The 14,204-nt window shown below is 67.9% G+C and carries 17 protein-coding genes and 1 pseudogene; 11 read left to right on the top strand and 7 right to left on the bottom strand.

Features of this window, described 5'->3' with window-relative positions; genetic code table 11:
• The first annotated feature begins 35 nt into the window (after positions 1-35).
• The 5 genes from P1L40_RS02870 (at position 36) to P1L40_RS02850 (ending at position 4,678) form a co-directional block, all read left to right on the top strand.
• Positions 36-1,394 (top strand): sodium:calcium antiporter, encoded by a 1,359-nt coding sequence (locus P1L40_RS02870; protein WP_284011102.1) that lies wholly within the window; start codon positions 36-38, stop codon positions 1,392-1,394.
• The gene (locus tag P1L40_RS02865) at positions 1,394-2,746 is read left to right on the top strand and encodes a D-aminoacyl-tRNA deacylase (protein WP_284009803.1); all 1,353 of its coding nucleotides are present in this window, start codon (positions 1,394-1,396) and stop codon (positions 2,744-2,746) included. Before P1L40_RS02870 ends, P1L40_RS02865 begins: the two co-directional genes overlap by 1 nt.
• 92 nt (positions 2,747-2,838) lie before the next feature.
• Entirely contained in the window at positions 2,839-3,996 is a 1,158-nt protein-coding gene (ftsZ, locus tag P1L40_RS02860) for a cell division protein FtsZ (RefSeq protein ID WP_284009802.1), read from the top strand.
• A gap of 60 nt (positions 3,997-4,056) precedes the next feature.
• Positions 4,057-4,236: a protein translocase SEC61 complex subunit gamma gene (locus tag P1L40_RS02855; RefSeq protein WP_276220679.1), complete on the top strand. Its 180-nt coding sequence runs from the start codon at positions 4,057-4,059 to the stop codon at positions 4,234-4,236.
• 4 nt (positions 4,237-4,240) lie between these two features.
• Complete coding sequence (locus P1L40_RS02850) at positions 4,241-4,678, top strand: transcription elongation factor Spt5 (protein ID WP_276220680.1); 438 nt, start codon at positions 4,241-4,243, stop codon at positions 4,676-4,678.
• Positions 4,679-4,763: 85 nt separating this feature from the next.
• Here the strand turns inward: P1L40_RS02850 and P1L40_RS02845 are convergent, their stop codons facing one another.
• Positions 4,764-5,069: a DUF7565 family protein gene (locus P1L40_RS02845; protein WP_284009801.1), complete on the bottom strand. Its 306-nt coding sequence runs from the start codon at positions 5,067-5,069 to the stop codon at positions 4,764-4,766.
• A gap of 84 nt (positions 5,070-5,153) precedes the next feature.
• Here P1L40_RS02845 and P1L40_RS02840 point away from each other — a divergent pair, with 84 nt between their 5' ends.
• Positions 5,154-5,954: a PHP-associated domain-containing protein gene (locus tag P1L40_RS02840; protein WP_419181186.1), complete on the top strand. Its 801-nt coding sequence runs from the start codon at positions 5,154-5,156 to the stop codon at positions 5,952-5,954.
• Here P1L40_RS02840 and P1L40_RS02835 read toward each other — a convergent pair.
• Positions 5,951-6,457 carry a metal-dependent hydrolase gene (locus tag P1L40_RS02835; RefSeq protein WP_284009800.1) on the bottom strand — a complete coding sequence of 169 codons (507 nt, stop codon included), beginning with the start codon at positions 6,455-6,457 and terminating at the stop codon, positions 5,951-5,953. The genes P1L40_RS02840 and P1L40_RS02835 overlap by 4 nt on opposite strands.
• Before the next feature lie 35 nt (positions 6,458-6,492).
• Positions 6,493-7,002 (bottom strand): CinA family protein, encoded by a 510-nt coding sequence (locus P1L40_RS02830; RefSeq protein WP_284009799.1) that lies wholly within the window; start codon positions 7,000-7,002, stop codon positions 6,493-6,495.
• A 76-nt stretch (positions 7,003-7,078) separates the two neighbouring features.
• Here P1L40_RS02830 and P1L40_RS02825 point away from each other — a divergent pair, with 76 nt between their 5' ends.
• Genes P1L40_RS02825 through P1L40_RS02815 form a run of 3 tightly spaced genes read left to right on the top strand, consistent with a single transcriptional unit; the run spans position 7,079 to position 9,856 of the window.
• Positions 7,079-7,222 (top strand): hypothetical protein, encoded by a 144-nt coding sequence (locus tag P1L40_RS02825; protein WP_284009798.1) that lies wholly within the window; start codon positions 7,079-7,081, stop codon positions 7,220-7,222.
• A 39-nt stretch (positions 7,223-7,261) separates the two neighbouring features.
• Positions 7,262-8,380, top strand: coding sequence for a pyridoxal phosphate-dependent aminotransferase (locus tag P1L40_RS02820; RefSeq protein WP_284009797.1), 1,119 nt, complete (start codon positions 7,262-7,264; stop codon positions 8,378-8,380).
• 60 nt (positions 8,381-8,440) lie between these two features.
• Entirely contained in the window at positions 8,441-9,856 is a 1,416-nt protein-coding gene (locus P1L40_RS02815) for a geranylgeranyl reductase family protein (protein ID WP_284009796.1), read from the top strand.
• 4 nt (positions 9,857-9,860) lie between these two features.
• On the opposite strand, the pseudogene P1L40_RS02810 reads toward P1L40_RS02815, so the two are convergent.
• Positions 9,861-11,140: pseudogene (locus tag P1L40_RS02810) on the bottom strand (amidohydrolase).
• Between the two features lie 30 nt (positions 11,141-11,170).
• Complete coding sequence (locus tag P1L40_RS02805; protein ID WP_284009795.1) at positions 11,171-11,497, bottom strand: uS10/mL48 family ribosomal protein; 327 nt, start codon at positions 11,495-11,497, stop codon at positions 11,171-11,173.
• 169 nt (positions 11,498-11,666) lie between these two features.
• Here P1L40_RS02805 and P1L40_RS02800 point away from each other — a divergent pair, with 169 nt between their 5' ends.
• A complete protein-coding gene (locus P1L40_RS02800; RefSeq protein WP_284009794.1) occupies positions 11,667-12,092 on the top strand; it encodes a bis(5'-nucleosyl)-tetraphosphatase in 426 nt (141 codons plus the stop codon).
• A gap of 71 nt (positions 12,093-12,163) precedes the next feature.
• Here the strand turns inward: P1L40_RS02800 and P1L40_RS02795 are convergent, their stop codons facing one another.
• Complete coding sequence (locus tag P1L40_RS02795; protein WP_284009793.1) at positions 12,164-12,517, bottom strand: hypothetical protein; 354 nt, start codon at positions 12,515-12,517, stop codon at positions 12,164-12,166.
• A 155-nt stretch (positions 12,518-12,672) separates the two neighbouring features.
• Between P1L40_RS02795 and P1L40_RS02790 the strand changes: the two genes are divergently transcribed.
• Positions 12,673-13,710 carry a DUF5787 family protein gene (locus P1L40_RS02790; protein ID WP_284009792.1) on the top strand — a complete coding sequence of 346 codons (1,038 nt, stop codon included), beginning with the start codon at positions 12,673-12,675 and terminating at the stop codon, positions 13,708-13,710.
• 6 nt (positions 13,711-13,716) lie between these two features.
• Here P1L40_RS02790 and P1L40_RS02785 read toward each other — a convergent pair whose 3' ends face one another.
• Complete coding sequence (locus P1L40_RS02785) at positions 13,717-14,196, bottom strand: DUF5797 family protein (RefSeq protein ID WP_284009791.1); 480 nt, start codon at positions 14,194-14,196, stop codon at positions 13,717-13,719.
• Between the last annotated feature and the right edge of the window lie 8 nt (positions 14,197-14,204).

The following is a 14,204-nucleotide window of genomic DNA, read 5'->3' as shown; positions in this document are numbered from 1 at the left end:
CTCAGGTAGTGAGTCGTCTCCGTCATCCCCTGGTCATGGTCGCCTTCGCGGTCGCGCTGACAGTCGGCTGGGTCGCCGTCGCGCTGCTGGGCGTCCATCCGGGGACGGTCGCGGAGGTCGCCGTCTCGGGGCTTGCGATCCTCGGCGCCTCGTTCCTGCTGGCCTGGGGTGCCGAGACCGCGGAGAAAGACGTGCCCCGAGCGTTCGCCATCGCCGTCCTCGCCGTGCTGGCGGTCGCTCCCGAGTACGCCGTCGACGCCCTGTTCGCCTGGAACGCCGGGGCCGGCGGGGCGACGGCCGCGAAGTGTGGCGAACTCTCGGCGGCGGCGATCGAGGCCGGCCAGACGGAACTCGCACGGGCCTGTCACGACGCCAACCTGGCGATCGCGAACATGACCGGCGCCAACCGCATCCTGATCGGGCTCGGCTGGTCCGGCATCGCGCTCTTTACCGTCTGGCGGGCGACACAGACACGCGATCCGGCGGTGATGCACCGCGACGGGTTCCTGAACGACGCCGTCGAACTGGACACCGACATCGCCACCGAGATCAGCTTCCTGCTGCTGGCGACCGCGTGGGCCTTCCTGGTCCCGCTGGGCGGCGGGATCGGCGGACTGGACACGCTCTTTCTGGTCGGACTCTACGTCGCGTACATCGGGCTGGTGCTGAAATCGGACATCGAGCAGTCCGACCACACCGTCGGCGTCCCGAAGTACTTCCAGCAGTGGTCGCTCCCGTGGCGGCCGCTGGTCGTCCTCGGGCTGTTCGGGTACTCCGGGCTGATGATCTTCACCGCCGTCGAACCGTTCGCCCACGGCCTCGAACAGATCGGACTCGACGTGGGGATCCCCTCCTTTTTCATGATCCAGTGGATCGCGCCACTGGCCAGCGAGTCCCCGGAACTGATCGTCGTCGCCGTCCTCGTCAACAAGGCCCGCTCGACGGCGGGATTCAACGCCCTCATCTCCTCGAAGCTCAACCAGTGGACGCTGCTGATCGGGACCATCGCGGTCATCTACTCCATCGCGCTGGGCAGCTACGGGACGCTCCCGTTCGACGCGCGACAGTCCGCCGAGATCTGGATTACGGCTGGCCAGTCGTTCTTCGCGCTGGCGCTCCTGTGTAACTTCACGATCAGCCTCCGGGAGGCGCTTGCTCTCTTCGTCCTCTTTATCTCGCAGGTCTTGATCGAGTTCGCACTGATCCGTGAGTACGTCGTCCTGCCGATCGACAGCTACGAACTGCTGCTGGCGTACACTGGGGTGTACATCGCTGCCGGGACCGTGCTGTTCGCGCTGCGCTGGCAGGCGCTCACGTACCTCCTCGGGCTGGCCGGCGACGCCGTGCGGACCGCCGTCGGCCGGGACCCGGTCCACATGAACAACGCGGACTGATGCTCGCGATCGTCGTCTCCAGAGCGGACGAAGCCTCCGAACACGTCGGCCAGCGCCTGCTCGAACTGGCCGACTGGACCGAATCGACCGACGACAGCCGCGCCGACGCCGACGGTGGCGGGACGGTCTATCGGACCGACGGCATCGAACTCCGCGAGTTCGACGCCCTCCACCTGGATCTGGACGGGGTCGCGGCCGCGTTCGACGACCCGGACCTGCTCGTGTTCGCCTCGCGTCACGCCGGTGAGACCGACGAACTCCTGACGGCACACCACACCGGTAACTTCGGCGCTGCCGAGTTCGGCGGCGCCGACGGATCGTTCGCCCGTGCCTGTCCGAACGCTCACCGGCGGGTCGTCGAGTCACTGACCGAGCACGCACCCGATGGCTACGAGGTCGGGATGGAGTGTACCCACCACGGACCGACCGACGTGGGCGTCCCGTCGATGTTCGTCGAGGTCGGCAGTGCAGCGCCACAGTGGCGCGATCCCGACGCGGCCGAAGCGGTCGCCCGGGCGATCCTCGACCTCGACGGCGTCGCGCCCGACACGCCGCGCGAGGACGGGAGCCGACGACAGCTCCTCGGGATCGGCGGCGGCCACTACGCACCCCGGTTCGAGCGGGTCGTCCGGGAGACCGACTGGGCGGTCGGCCACGTCGCCGCCGACTGGTGTCTGGACGACCTGGAGGAGTGGGCCGAGACCGACGAGCAGCGACGGACCGTCCTCCAGCGCGCAGTCGAAGCGAGCGGCGCCGACTTCGCGCTGTTCGAGGGCGACCGACCGACGATCGCGGCCGACCTCGAAACGCTGGGCGTCCGTGTCGTCGAGGAGACGTTCGTCCGCGAGACCACTGGGGTTCCCCTGGACCGGGTCGCGGCGCTGGAGGCCGACCTGACGACGGTCGGGGACGGCCTGCGATTCGGCGACCGGGCGAGCGAGGCCGAGGAGTGGTCGGTCGTGGACCTCCCGTCGGACCTGCTGACAGAAGTCAGCGGGATCGACGACGAGGCGACCAGACGGCAGGTCGAGCGCACCGCGCTCGCGTTCGTGACTGAGCAGAACGGGACCGTCGTCACCGGGCCGTTCGCCGTGCCGGCCGCGGCCGGCCGCGGGCCGCTCGTCGACGCACTGCGGGACATCCTGGAGCGGAAATACGACAGCGTCACGCGGGACGGTGACGAGCTGGTCGCCCGCGAGACGGCGTTCGATCCGTCGCTGGCCGAGACCGCGGGTGTCCCCGAAGGACCGAAGTTCGGTCGGCTCGCAGCAGGGGAGCCAGTGGAGGTAGACGGCGAGCGAATCACTCCGGAGCGGTTCCAACGCGAGCGGATTCGGCGCTTCGAACTGTGATGTCCAGCTGAAACGACCCGTCGGCGGCGTCTGCCGCGCGTCCGACACAGGGGGAAAGAATAAGACAGTTCGCTTGTAACGGGGATTTAAATATGGACTCGATTATCGACGACGCCATCGACGAGGCCGAAGAGGAGGGGTCCTCGCCGGCGTCGGAGGCGACGGACGGGCAAGCAGGGTCAACCGAAGAGATGTCGACAGCCGGACAGATGACCGACGAGGAGCTGGCGTCGGTCGTCAAGGATCTGGAGACGAAGATCACGGTCGTCGGCTGTGGCGGTGCCGGCGGGAACACGGTCACGCGGATGACCGAGGAGGGCATCCACGGGGCGAAACTCGTCGCCGCCAACACGGACGCCCAGCACCTCGCCGACGAGGTCGAGGCCGACACGAAGATCCTCATCGGGAAGAAACGCACCGGTGGTCGCGGTGCGGGGTCGGTCCCGAAGATCGGCGAGGAGGCCGCACAGGAGAACATCGAGGACATCCAACAGTCGATCGACGGCTCCGACATGGTGTTCGTCACCGCCGGGCTGGGCGGCGGTACCGGGACGGGCGCGGCTCCCGTCGTCGCACAGACGGCCCAGGAGGCGGGCGCACTCACCATCGCTATCGTCACCATCCCGTTCACCGCGGAGGGCGAGCGCCGGCGGGCCAACGCGGACGCCGGCCTGGAACGCCTGCGGTCGGTCTCGGACACCGTGATCGTCGTCCCGAACGACCGCCTGCTGGACTACGCCCCCAGCATGCCCCTCCAGGACGCGTTCAAGATCTGTGACCGCGTGCTGATGCGCTCGGTGAAGGGGATGACCGAACTCATCACCAAGCCCGGCCTGGTCAACGTCGACTTCGCCGACGTGCGGACCATCATGGAGAACGGCGGCGTCGCCATGATCGGGCTCGGAGAGTCCGACTCGGAGAACAAGGCCCAGGACTCCATCAGATCGGCGTTGCGCTCGCCGCTCTTGGACGTGGAGTTCGACGGCGCCAACTCCGCGCTGGTCAACGTCGTCGGCGGCCCCGACATGTCCATCGAGGAGGCCGAGGGCGTCGTCGAGGAGATCTACGACCGGATCGACCCCGACGCCCGCATCATCTGGGGCGCGTCGGTCAACAACGAGTTCGACGGGAAGATGGAGACGATGATCGTCGTCACCGGGGTCGAGAGCCCCCAGATCTACGGCCAGGGCGAGGCCCAGCAGGAACGGGCCTCCCAGCAACTCGGCGAGGACATCGACTACGTCGACTGATCGGGGTCGCGAGCGGCCGACACCAAAATATAGAAAAGCCGCCAGCGGGTACGGCCCGCTATGGACGTTCCGTACGACCTCAACTCCTACATCCGCGTGCTCAAACTGGCGAGTACGCCGGAGTGGGACGAGTTCTCACAGATCGCGAAGATCGCCGGCGCGGGTATCGTACTCGTGGGACTGATCGGGTTCATCATCTTCGCGGTGATGACATTCGTCCCCGGCAGCAAGCCGGTGTAAACACATGGGAATCTACGCAGTCAAGACCACGGCCAGCCAGGAGCGCACCGTGGCCGACATGATCATCAACCGCGAGGAAGAGAGCATCCACGCCGCGCTGGCGCCGGACTCGCTGACCAGCTACGTCATGGTCGAGGCCGACGACGCCTCGGTGTTCGACCGCATCCTCGACGAGATCCCCCACGCAAACGGCGTCGTCCAGGGAGAGTCCTCGATGGCCGAAGTCGAGCACTTCCTCTCGCCGAAACCCGACGTGGAGGGGATCGCCGAGGGCGACATCGTCGAACTCATCGCCGGTCCGTTCAAGGGCGAGAAGGCCCAGGTCCAGCGGATCGACGAGGGCAAAGACCAGGTGACCGTCGAGCTGTACGAGGCGACGGTCCCGATCCCGGTCACCGTGCGTGGTGACCAGATCCGGGTGCTGGACTCCGAAGAGCGCTAGTCGAGATTCGCCCCTGTCTCTCCGGCTGCGAGCGAACGACGTGAGCGAGTCGGCCGGATTTTTCGCCTCCGTCGAAGAACGTGGGTCAGTAGGCCCCGTCGCCGCTTTCCAGGCGGTCGATGACCGTCCCCATGTCGGCGGCGGCCTCGATTGCCTCTTTGACGCTCTCGCGCCGGCGAACGTCGCCTGCGGAGGCGTCGTAGGCGCGGACGTACTCGGCGCGGGAGTGTTCGTCGAAGGCGTGCTTGATGGCGAAGTAGCCGTCCGGGATCACGGTGCCACACACCTGACAGGTGATCCGCTCGTGGTCTGTCGACTGGTGGACGATGAGGTCCTCGACGCTGTCGAACTGCCGGTCGTCGCCGTCGATCGCGCACTCCCACCGCGTCATGTGGGAGGCGACGCGAGCCGGTCGTATAAGCGTACTGCCCGGCCGGGCCGATCTGGCAGCGGGCTGACCGATAGCGGGCGACGAATGAAAACCCCTAATGTGGCGACGGCAGGAGTACTCGGCGTGACGAGCGAGGGGTTCAACGTCGACGTACACGTCAAGATTCTCGACGAGCGGGTCGTCGAGCGGGCGAAGGCCCGCGGGCTGGACGCGATCGTGTACGCGCCACACTTCACGCGCCTGCCGGACATCCGTGAGGAAGCCGCCCGCTATTCCGACGACGACCTCGCGGTGATCCCCGCCCGGGAGCTGTTCACTGGGACCTGGCAACACCGCCGACACATCCTCGCGATCGGACTGGACGAACCGGTTCCGGACTTCATCACGATGGAGGCGGCGATGGACGAACTCGAGCGCCAGGAAGCGGCCGTGTTGATCCCGCACCCGACCTTTCTGAACGTCAGTCTCGGGCGCGAGGAGATCCGGACCTACGCCGAGACGATCGACGCGATCGAGGTGTACAACCCGAAACACCTCCCCTGGGACAACAAGCGGGCGCGCGAGATCGCCCACGAGACGGGGGTCCAGACGTTCACCTCCTCCTACGCTCACCTCCGCGGGACCGTCGGCGAGGCCTGGATCTCGTTCGATCGGCCGGTCGGCGACGCCGACGCACTCGCGGAGGCGTTCCGGAGCGACGCCTCCCGGCGGCTGTTTCACCGGCACGGGGTGGGCCACGTCGCCCGCCGTGCGCTGGAGTTCGCGCACCTGGGCTTCGAGAACTCGTGGGGGAAGTTCGACCGCTTGATGCTCCAGGGAACGGAGCCGACCCACCCCGATCACGTCGCCTACGGCGGCCGGTTCGACCACTGCAAGGTCTACTAGGCGACCAGCGCGGTGTTCTCGGCCAGCAGTTGCGTGACCTCCGGCGGGAGATACTGCGGGAGCACGTGGACCAGCGCCGCGACCAACAGCAGTTCGACGACGGTGATGGCGACGGTCACACCCTCCGCCCAGTCGCTGGTCGTCGCGACGCCCCAGGGGAAGGCAAACTCCTGGTCGGAGAGGGGATAGAAGAGCGCGATCCCGCGTTTCGACCCGAGATAGTCGAGCACGTAGTGGGTCAGGACGCCGAGCCACACCCACTGGAGGTTGCCGGCGTGGTAGATCGGGTGTGCGAGGAAGATTGCGAGGACGGGGAGGTTGTGCAGCGTCTTCCGGTGGCGGCCGAAGGCCGTGTCCACGTCGGGGAACAGCGCCCCCAGCACGACCGGGAGGAACACCTCGGCCATCCTCGCGAACGTCGAGAAGTCACCCGACGGGTCCAGCACGTATCCCAGGCCGATACTCAACAGGACGGCGTTCAACACGTGGCCGCGTTTGTTCACGGGGAATCCGTTGGAGGGGACGCCGAAAGGTCTTGCTACTGGCCCTCGACCGCGTCGAGGAGGTCGGACAGCGCCTGCCTGGCGATCTGCGCTTTGACCGTCGTCCGGTCGCCGTCGAACTCGTAGTGGGCGACGCGCACGCCCGACTCGCCCGTCTCCCAGGGAGCGGCGTGAGCGACCGCGATGTAGACGGTCCCGACCGGCGTCTCCGGCGTGCCACCGCCTGGACCGGCGACACCGGTCGTGGCGACACCCCAGTCGGTCCCGGCGGTGTCCCTGACCGCACGAGCCATCTCCGCGGCGACCGGTTCCGAGACGGCGCCGTGGTCGTCCAGGGTCTCTCGGGCGACCGCCAGCAGGTCCAGTTTCGCACCGTAGGAGTAGGTCACCACAGAGCGGTCGAAGTAGTCACTGGAGCCGGGTACGTCGGTCACGAGCGATCCCACCAGGCCGCCGGTACAGGACTCGGCCACGGCGACTGTCTCCCCGCGCTCGCGCAGTCGATCCCCGACGCGTTGCTCGACCGGTGTCGACGAGTCGGACATGGGGAGCGGTAGGCGACCCGCTCGAATAAACGTTGAGCGGGACAGCGCCTTTCAGTGCGCGACTCCGAGTGAGGGTATGGCATACCGAACGACGCTCGGATGGTCGCTCGTCTCCTCGGGCATCGTGACGCTGTTGCTCGCCGTCCTCCCGGGGTCGGACCTCGCGTGGGGCGTGTTGCTGTTACTCGCCGGCGTCGCGACGCTCGTGGTCCGCTCCTGAGAGGGAAAGACAGACGCCCCCGGCCCGACGAGGACGGGTATGGACTACGAGGAACCCCAGTTCTTCCGCGTCATCCAGTACGCCCGCCGGGCCGACCGTGACGTGGTCGACATGGTCTCGGGGAGTCCGGACTGGGACCCGCCCGCGGGTGTCCGCGATGGGCTCCGTGACTACGCCGAGGCCGACGCCGCACAGTTCCAGTACGCCCCGAGCGAGGGGTTGCGTCGCCTGCGTGAGCGGATCGCCGCCCGCCGCGATGTCGCCGTCGACCGGGTGATCGTCACCAACGGCACCGGCGAGGCGAACCACCTCGCGATGACCGGTGGACTCGACCACTTTCCGGGCGAGGAGATCGTCTTGACCGATCCCGTCTACCCCTACTACGCCGGACGGGCGAACTTTCTGGGCGCCGAGACGACGCTGGTTCCGGTCGACGACAGCGGTCACCTCCGGCCCGCCGCGGTCCGGGCGGCCGCCAGCGACGAGACGGCTGTCATCGTGGTCAACACGCCCAACAACCCCACCGGCGCGATCTACGGCGCCGACGCGATGGCCGAGTTCGCCGCCATCGCCGAGGAGCACGACGCCCTGCTGGTCAGCGACGAGGTGTACGACCACTTCGACTACGCCGGGCGGTTCAGTTCCGCGCTCCGGACCGACTCGCCAAACGTCGTCGCCACCAACGGCTTCTCGAAGACGATGGCGATCACCGGCTTCCGGATCGGCTACGCCGTCTTTCCGTCGGCCGAGGGGCCAACCGGTGACCTGCTGGAGCGAGCCCGGACTAGACATATGCTCACGAACATTACGACGAGCCGGCCCGCCCAGTACGCCGTTGAGCGCGCGCTGGCGACGACGCCGCCGGACTACTACGCCCGCTGTCGGGACCGCCTGGCCGACCGCGTCGACCGGCTCTGTGGGGCGCTCGACGACGTGGGGGCGGAGTACACTCGCCCGGAGGGAGGGTTCTACGTGATGGCTCGGTTCCCGGATTTTCCCGGGACTTTCGAGAACGTCTACGAACTGATCGACGAGGGCGGCGTCGCGGGGATGCCCGGCGAGGCCTTCGGGAGCGCCGGGGCGGGCGCAATCCGCTTTGCCCTGGTGACGCCACGTGTCGAGACGGCGGCCGAGCGCCTCCGGCAGTTTTTCGCCTGATACCGGCGGTCGCTGTACCCAGTCGGAACGATTTTGCCCTTTCGGCCTGGACGGGCGTTCATGAGTAGTTACGATGGCAGCACCGCCGGGGGCGCGACAACCACGCGGTCGGTGTCTGCTGATGTCGTCGTCGTCGGCGCCGGGACCTCGGGCTGTTACGCCGCGGCGACGGTCGCCCAGGCGGGGTACGACGTGGTGATCGTCGAGCGCAAGGACGAGCAAGAGGCGGGCCACATCGCCTGTGGCGACGCGCTGAAAGGCGCCAGCGACTTCCCCGAGGCGATCCCCAAGTCCCAGCTCGAACCGGCGTTTACGAACACCGGCGTCGATCACGGGCGCTTCGAGATCCCCCAAGAGAACACCGTACTGGACATCCCCGTGCCCGGTGAACTCGCGGTCATCGACCGCTGGGAGTACGGCCGCTGTCTCATCAGGGGGGCCGAGAAAGCCGGCGTCGAGTTCCACTACGACACCGTCGTCCAGGACGTTCGCCAGGACGAGACCGGCCGCGTGACCGGCGTCACGGGTATCCGAAAGGGGGACCCGGTGACTTACGACGCCGAGATCGTCGTCGACGCCGCGGGCGCGCTCTCGCTCCTCCAGGACAAGACCGACTTCGAGGGTGCCAGTTTCGACACGAACGTCCGGTACTCGCAGTTCTGCTCGGCCTATCGGGAGATCATCGAGGTCGACGAGCCCGTCGAGTGGGACGACGCCCTCGTGTTCAAGCCCACGGAGCGCTCGGCCGGCTACCTGTGGTACTTCCCGCGGACCGACACCGAGATCAACGCCGGCCTGGGGTTCCAGATGAACGAGGAGCCGATGGAACTCGTCGAGAGCCTCAAACGGGACCTCAACGGCCGCTCGGAGTTCGACGGGGCGGAGGTCACCGACAAACTCGGGGCCGCGCTCCCGACACGGCGCCCGTACGACTCGGCGGTCGCGCCCGGGTTCATGGCCGTCGGCGACGCCGCGGGCCACGTCAACCCCACGACTGGCGGCGGGATCGCCGGGGCCGCCTACGCCGGCACCTACGCCGCCGAGCAGGCGATCCAGGCCATCGAGGACGGCCGCGCGGGCGAGGAGGCCGCGCTCTGGGAGTACAACGCCGACGTGATGGACCACTTCGGCTCCCGGTACGCGGCGCTCGATGTCTACAACATCTTCACGACGGCCTACGATATCGACGACCTGATGGCGCTGTTGGCCGCGATGCCCGGCGAGAAGCTCGCCGAAGCGCTGTACGGCGGCTCGACGAGCGTGAGTTTCGGCCTGAAGCTGAAGATGGCGGTCAAGAGCATCGGCCACTGGGGGACGATCTACGACCTCTATCAGACCAAGAGCCTCGCCGACCGCCTGCTGGACCACTACGAGCAGTATCCGGACGACCGGACCGGCTTCGAAGAGTGGCAGCGCGAGCGGGACGCCATCATGGACGACATCTACGAGGTCACCGGCGCGGACGCGAAGTACTGACTCCCTACACCGGGTTCTCGCCGAGCCGTTCGATCGCGCCAGCGATCACGTCGACACCGATCGCGAGCGACCGCTCGTCCACGTCGAAGGTCGGCGTGTGGTGGCCGCCGGGGTGGTCGGTGCCGACGCCGACGAACGTCGCCAGCCCGCCGTGTGACTGGACCCGCTCCATCAGGTAGGTCGCGTCCTCGCTGCCGCCCAGGTCGGCGCTGTCGAGTCGGCTGTCGACACCGGCCACGTCGGCCGCCGCGTCGGAGACGACCGCCGCGAGGTCGGCGTCGCTCTCGGCGCTGGGCGCTTCGGCGGTGGTCTCGACGCGCACCTCGCAGTCGTGCATCGCCGCGGCGGACTCGATGACGGTGTCGGCCCGATCGCTCATGTACTCTTTCAGGTGAGTCGTCTCGCCCCGCACTTCGCCACCGATCCGGGCGTGTTCGGCGACGATGTTGGTCGCGGTGCCGCCCTCGACGACGCCGGCGTTGACCCGCGTCGCGCCGTCGCCGTGCCGGCGGATCGCGTGGAGGTTCTGGACGGCCGTCGAGAGTGCCTGGATCGCGTCCCGCCCCTGTGCCGGGTGGCCGCCCGCGTGGGCCGACTCGCCTTCGAAGGTCGCCTCGAACTGCCGGACGGCGAGAAACCCCCCGACGCCGGCGACGATCTCGCCGGTCGGGTGGTCCAGGCCGATGTGGATCGCGAGCAGGTGGTCAACGTCGTCGAGGTGCCCGCTCTCGGCGACGGCTCGGCCGCCGCCGATGACCTCCTCGGCGGGCTGGAAGAACACCTTCAGCGTCCCCGGAAGTCGCTCCCGGCGATGGCGTCGAGGACGCCGACGCCGATGGTCGCGTGGGCGTCGTGGCCACAGGCGTGCATGTACCCCTCGTTGCCCGACCGGAACCCCTCCTCCGCCGGCGCGTGGCCGTCGTCGGTCGCCTCCGTGATCGGCAGGCCGTCGATGTCGACCCGGAGGCCGACGGTCGGTCCCTCGCCGCGTTCGAGGACGGCCATCGCGCCAGTGAAGCCACTGGCCGTCTGTTCGAGGATATCCTCACGTGCGCCGACCTCACGCGCTCGCTCGTGCCACTCGTCGAGTTCGTCGTCGGTCGGGACGGCCATCCGGGCGTCGGCGTCGAGCACGTCGGGGCCGACGAGCAGGTCGTCGACGCCGATCCGCTCCAGTTCCTCGACGACGCGGCTGGTGGTGTAGTACTCCCGCCAGGCCGGTTCCGGATGGCGATGCAGATCCCGTCGCAGGTCGACCAGATGGTCGCGGCTGGACTGCTCCATGCCGGGGGCTGGGTCCCCAGTGCCTTAGGTTCAGCTACCGATCTGCGTGCGCTGTTCGACGCCGGCCTCGACGTGGACGCCGCCGGGGAACGACCGCTGGGCGACCGAGCGGGCGAACTCCTCGTAGCCGACGATCTCGATGGTCCGGGTGTAGACGGTGTAGCTCCAGGACTCGAAGCGCCCGTCGCCCGGGCCGAGCGTCTTCGACTGGGGGACCCGCAGATCTGTCGGCGGTTCCGGGTGTGGCCCCTTCAGTTCGACGCCCTTGCGTTCGGCGCGCTGTTTGATCTCCTCGACGGTGTCGTCGAGCTGTTCCCGGTCCCCGCTGCTGAGTGTGAGTGTCGTGACGAAGGGCATCTCTCGTCCGGCCCTTCACGGTTGGCGGCAAAATACCACGCGGTTTCGCCCGGTGAACCGAGCCGTCGGGATCTCGACGTACCGCCTCGGAGAGGGGTTTCTCACGAACAGTTCGGTCGGGCCGCTGTCTCCGGTATTCTCTTAAGTATCGGTCGTGTAAAATTGGGTAATGATAGAGGCCACGAGCGCGGGAGCGATCCTCTTTCGCGATACGCGTGGCCGGCGTGAGTACCTACTGCTCAAGAGTCGGCCAGGTGACTGGGAGTTCCCCAAAGGCGGCGTCGAAGGCGAAGAAGAGCTACAACAGACCGCGATCCGCGAGGTCAAAGAAGAGGCGGGAATCAGCGATTTCCGCCTCCTGGATGGCTTCCGCGAGGACTACGACTACGTCTTCGAGGCGGACGGCAACACCATCCACAAGACCGTCCACCTGTTCATCGCGAAGTCCTACGAGGCGTCCGCAGAGCTGTCGAACGAACACCGTGACATGCAGTGGCGCGACTACGACCAGGCGGTCAACACGGTCACGCAGGACGGCCCTCGCGAGATTCTCGAAGAGGCACACGAGTTCCTCGACGAGGAACTCGAAGAGTAAGCGCGATCGGCCACTCCCCGGGCAGACGCCTGGGATGGCTGTTCGAGCGACGAGCAGCCGCAGCGACCTGCTTACAGCGCCGCGACAGCGGCCGGAGCGGTGACGCCGGCGCTCCCGCCCATCCCGAGGACGAAGGCCCCGAGGACGGCCGCGATGATCAGCACGATCGGGAGGAGGACGACGATCGCGATGGCGACTTTCGCGCCCGTCTCGCCGCCCAACTCGACGGCGATGATCCCGATGATCCCGGCGAGGATGACGCCCCACGCCTCCCAGGCGCCCTGCTCGGCAGCCGTCCCGTTGTTCGATTTGATGTAGAAGTAGATCGGGACCGCCAGTCCGATCGGGAAGGAGATGATGGCGACGATCACTGCCGCGATCCACTGTACTGTCGTGTACTGGTCGAAGGTACCTTGTCCTGACATGGGTTCGTTCTGGAAGCCTTCTGGGGAGCAAATAATAGTTTTCATACGTGTTATCGAGTGTATACTGGCTCACAGCGGGACGCCCGGCCGACCGCCAGCCGCGGTCGCACCCAGGGGCAGTCAGCTATTTGAGCCGGCGGCGGCCAACAGTCGGTGTGGACGGGATCGACTCGGAGTTCACGTTCGAACTCGCCGTCTGTCAGTGGGCCGAACGCGCCTGGACGCCACAGCGGGCGGGCGACGCCGTGGTGGTCGCACGCCAACTCGGGACGAAGCGGCGCCGCTGGGACACCATCGTCGTCGAGTGTGACCCCGACGGGCTCCGCCGCCGGGCGTCGTTCGGACCCGACGCGTTCGACACCGACCTCCTGCACGTCCTCCGGTCGGCACCGGCCGAGTGGACCTACTACCGCGACGCCCTGCCCGAGCCGGGCTACCCCTGGCGGTACGTCCGCGAGGCGATCCACGCCGCCGCCGACCGGGCGGCCGTCGAGACACGCAAGCGGGGCAACCGCATCGAGATCCGCCGCCGGGCACTGTATCCGGACTGGTTCAACCGGATCGTCGCCATCGAGAACAAACCCGACCTCGACGCCAGCGCCGCCCGCGATCTGGTCCCACAGCTCCAGCGGGACGTGGCGCTGGGGCTTGCCGACGAGGTGTGGGTCGCCACCGCGGCGACCGGCGAGGCGGTCGAGCCGGTGTTGTTGACCGACATGCCCGCCGAGGCGGGCGTGTTGACCGTCGACACCGACGCCGGGACGGCAGAACAGCTCTGGCAGCCCCGGACGCTTTCGACCGACGACCCCGGAACCCGGATCCTCGAACGGCCCGCGGACGGGGCGAGCGCCGCCCGCTTCGAGTACGCCGACACCGACTGGAAACGCGAGAAACGGCTGGCGGTCGCCGAACGTGCCTACGAACGAGGGTGGCGGGCCTACGCGTCGACGATGCGGCCGGACTGTCGGCACTTCGGGCTCGACCGGGCCGACAGCGGCGTCTTCCCGTACTGCGACGCGAAGGGGTGTCGTCCGACACAGACGGAGTGTCGCGGGTCGTGTCCGTCCTTCGAGCCGGAACCGCCCGCCTGGCGGTCGAAGGGGTGGCCGATCGAGGGCGGGCCGGGCGCGGCGATCAAACGGTTGCTCGCCGACCGGCGGCGACGGCACCGACCCGGCCTCGCCGAGCGGTGAGCCGGTTCACTCCTCGGCGAGTTCGATGTCGAGGTTCTCCCGGGTGACCGCGAGTCGGAACGTCGGCACCGTCTTCTGGATCGTCTCGACGATCCCTTTGTCGGCCAGGCTGCGCAGTGCCGACCGAACGTCGTCGACCTCGGGGTCCTCGCCGGCGTCCCGGAGGGCGTGGAGGACGGCGACGACGCTCTGGCTCTCCTCGTCGGGCGCGGCGATCACGTCGACGATCGCCTGCTGGAGCCCCGTCACGGTGATCGTCTGCACGCGGTCGGAATCCTCGCCGTCGATGAGTTCGGTCGCCTCCGGTGTGGCACAGATGAGGCTGTCGTCGTTGCGGTAGTAGTACTCCTTGAGCTCCGATTCCAGGTACTGGTGGACCTCGCTCCCGCTTTCCATGCCCCACAGTTCCTGTAGTTCGCCGTTCTTCGTCGGCTGGCGCTCGACGATGTCGGCGAGCCGCTGGCGAGCCTCGTCCGAGAGGGTCATCACCTCCC

This window comes from Haloarcula pelagica (assembly GCF_030127105.1).
GTDB classification, from domain to species: Archaea; Halobacteriota; Halobacteria; order Halobacteriales; family Haloarculaceae; genus Haloarcula; species Haloarcula pelagica.
The sequence above is the reverse complement of the archived record's forward strand: the minus strand, read 5'-3'. Positions and strand labels throughout refer to the sequence as shown.

Coding starts and splice junctions, on each gene's coding strand:
- P1L40_RS02870 (WP_284011102.1), top strand. CDS start 36: ATGGTCGCCTTCGCGGTCGCGCTGACAGTCGGCTGGGTCGCCGTCGCG.
- P1L40_RS02865 (WP_284009803.1), top strand. CDS start 1,394: ATGCTCGCGATCGTCGTCTCCAGAGCGGACGAAGCCTCCGAACACGTC.
- ftsZ (WP_284009802.1), top strand. CDS start 2,839: ATGGACTCGATTATCGACGACGCCATCGACGAGGCCGAAGAGGAGGGG.
- P1L40_RS02855 (WP_276220679.1), top strand. CDS start 4,057: ATGGACGTTCCGTACGACCTCAACTCCTACATCCGCGTGCTCAAACTG.
- P1L40_RS02850 (WP_276220680.1), top strand. CDS start 4,241: ATGGGAATCTACGCAGTCAAGACCACGGCCAGCCAGGAGCGCACCGTG.
- P1L40_RS02845 (WP_284009801.1), bottom strand. CDS start 5,069: ATGACGCGGTGGGAGTGCGCGATCGACGGCGACGACCGGCAGTTCGAC.
- P1L40_RS02840 (WP_419181186.1), top strand. CDS start 5,154: ATGAAAACCCCTAATGTGGCGACGGCAGGAGTACTCGGCGTGACGAGC.
- P1L40_RS02830 (WP_284009799.1), bottom strand. CDS start 7,002: ATGTCCGACTCGTCGACACCGGTCGAGCAACGCGTCGGGGATCGACTG.
- P1L40_RS02825 (WP_284009798.1), top strand. CDS start 7,079: ATGGCATACCGAACGACGCTCGGATGGTCGCTCGTCTCCTCGGGCATC.
- P1L40_RS02820 (WP_284009797.1), top strand. CDS start 7,262: ATGGACTACGAGGAACCCCAGTTCTTCCGCGTCATCCAGTACGCCCGC.
- P1L40_RS02815 (WP_284009796.1), top strand. CDS start 8,441: ATGAGTAGTTACGATGGCAGCACCGCCGGGGGCGCGACAACCACGCGG.
- P1L40_RS02805 (WP_284009795.1), bottom strand. CDS start 11,497: ATGCCCTTCGTCACGACACTCACACTCAGCAGCGGGGACCGGGAACAG.
- P1L40_RS02800 (WP_284009794.1), top strand. CDS start 11,667: ATGATAGAGGCCACGAGCGCGGGAGCGATCCTCTTTCGCGATACGCGT.
- P1L40_RS02795 (WP_284009793.1), bottom strand. CDS start 12,517: ATGTCAGGACAAGGTACCTTCGACCAGTACACGACAGTACAGTGGATC.
- P1L40_RS02785 (WP_284009791.1), bottom strand. CDS start 14,196: ATGACCCTCTCGGACGAGGCTCGCCAGCGGCTCGCCGACATCGTCGAG.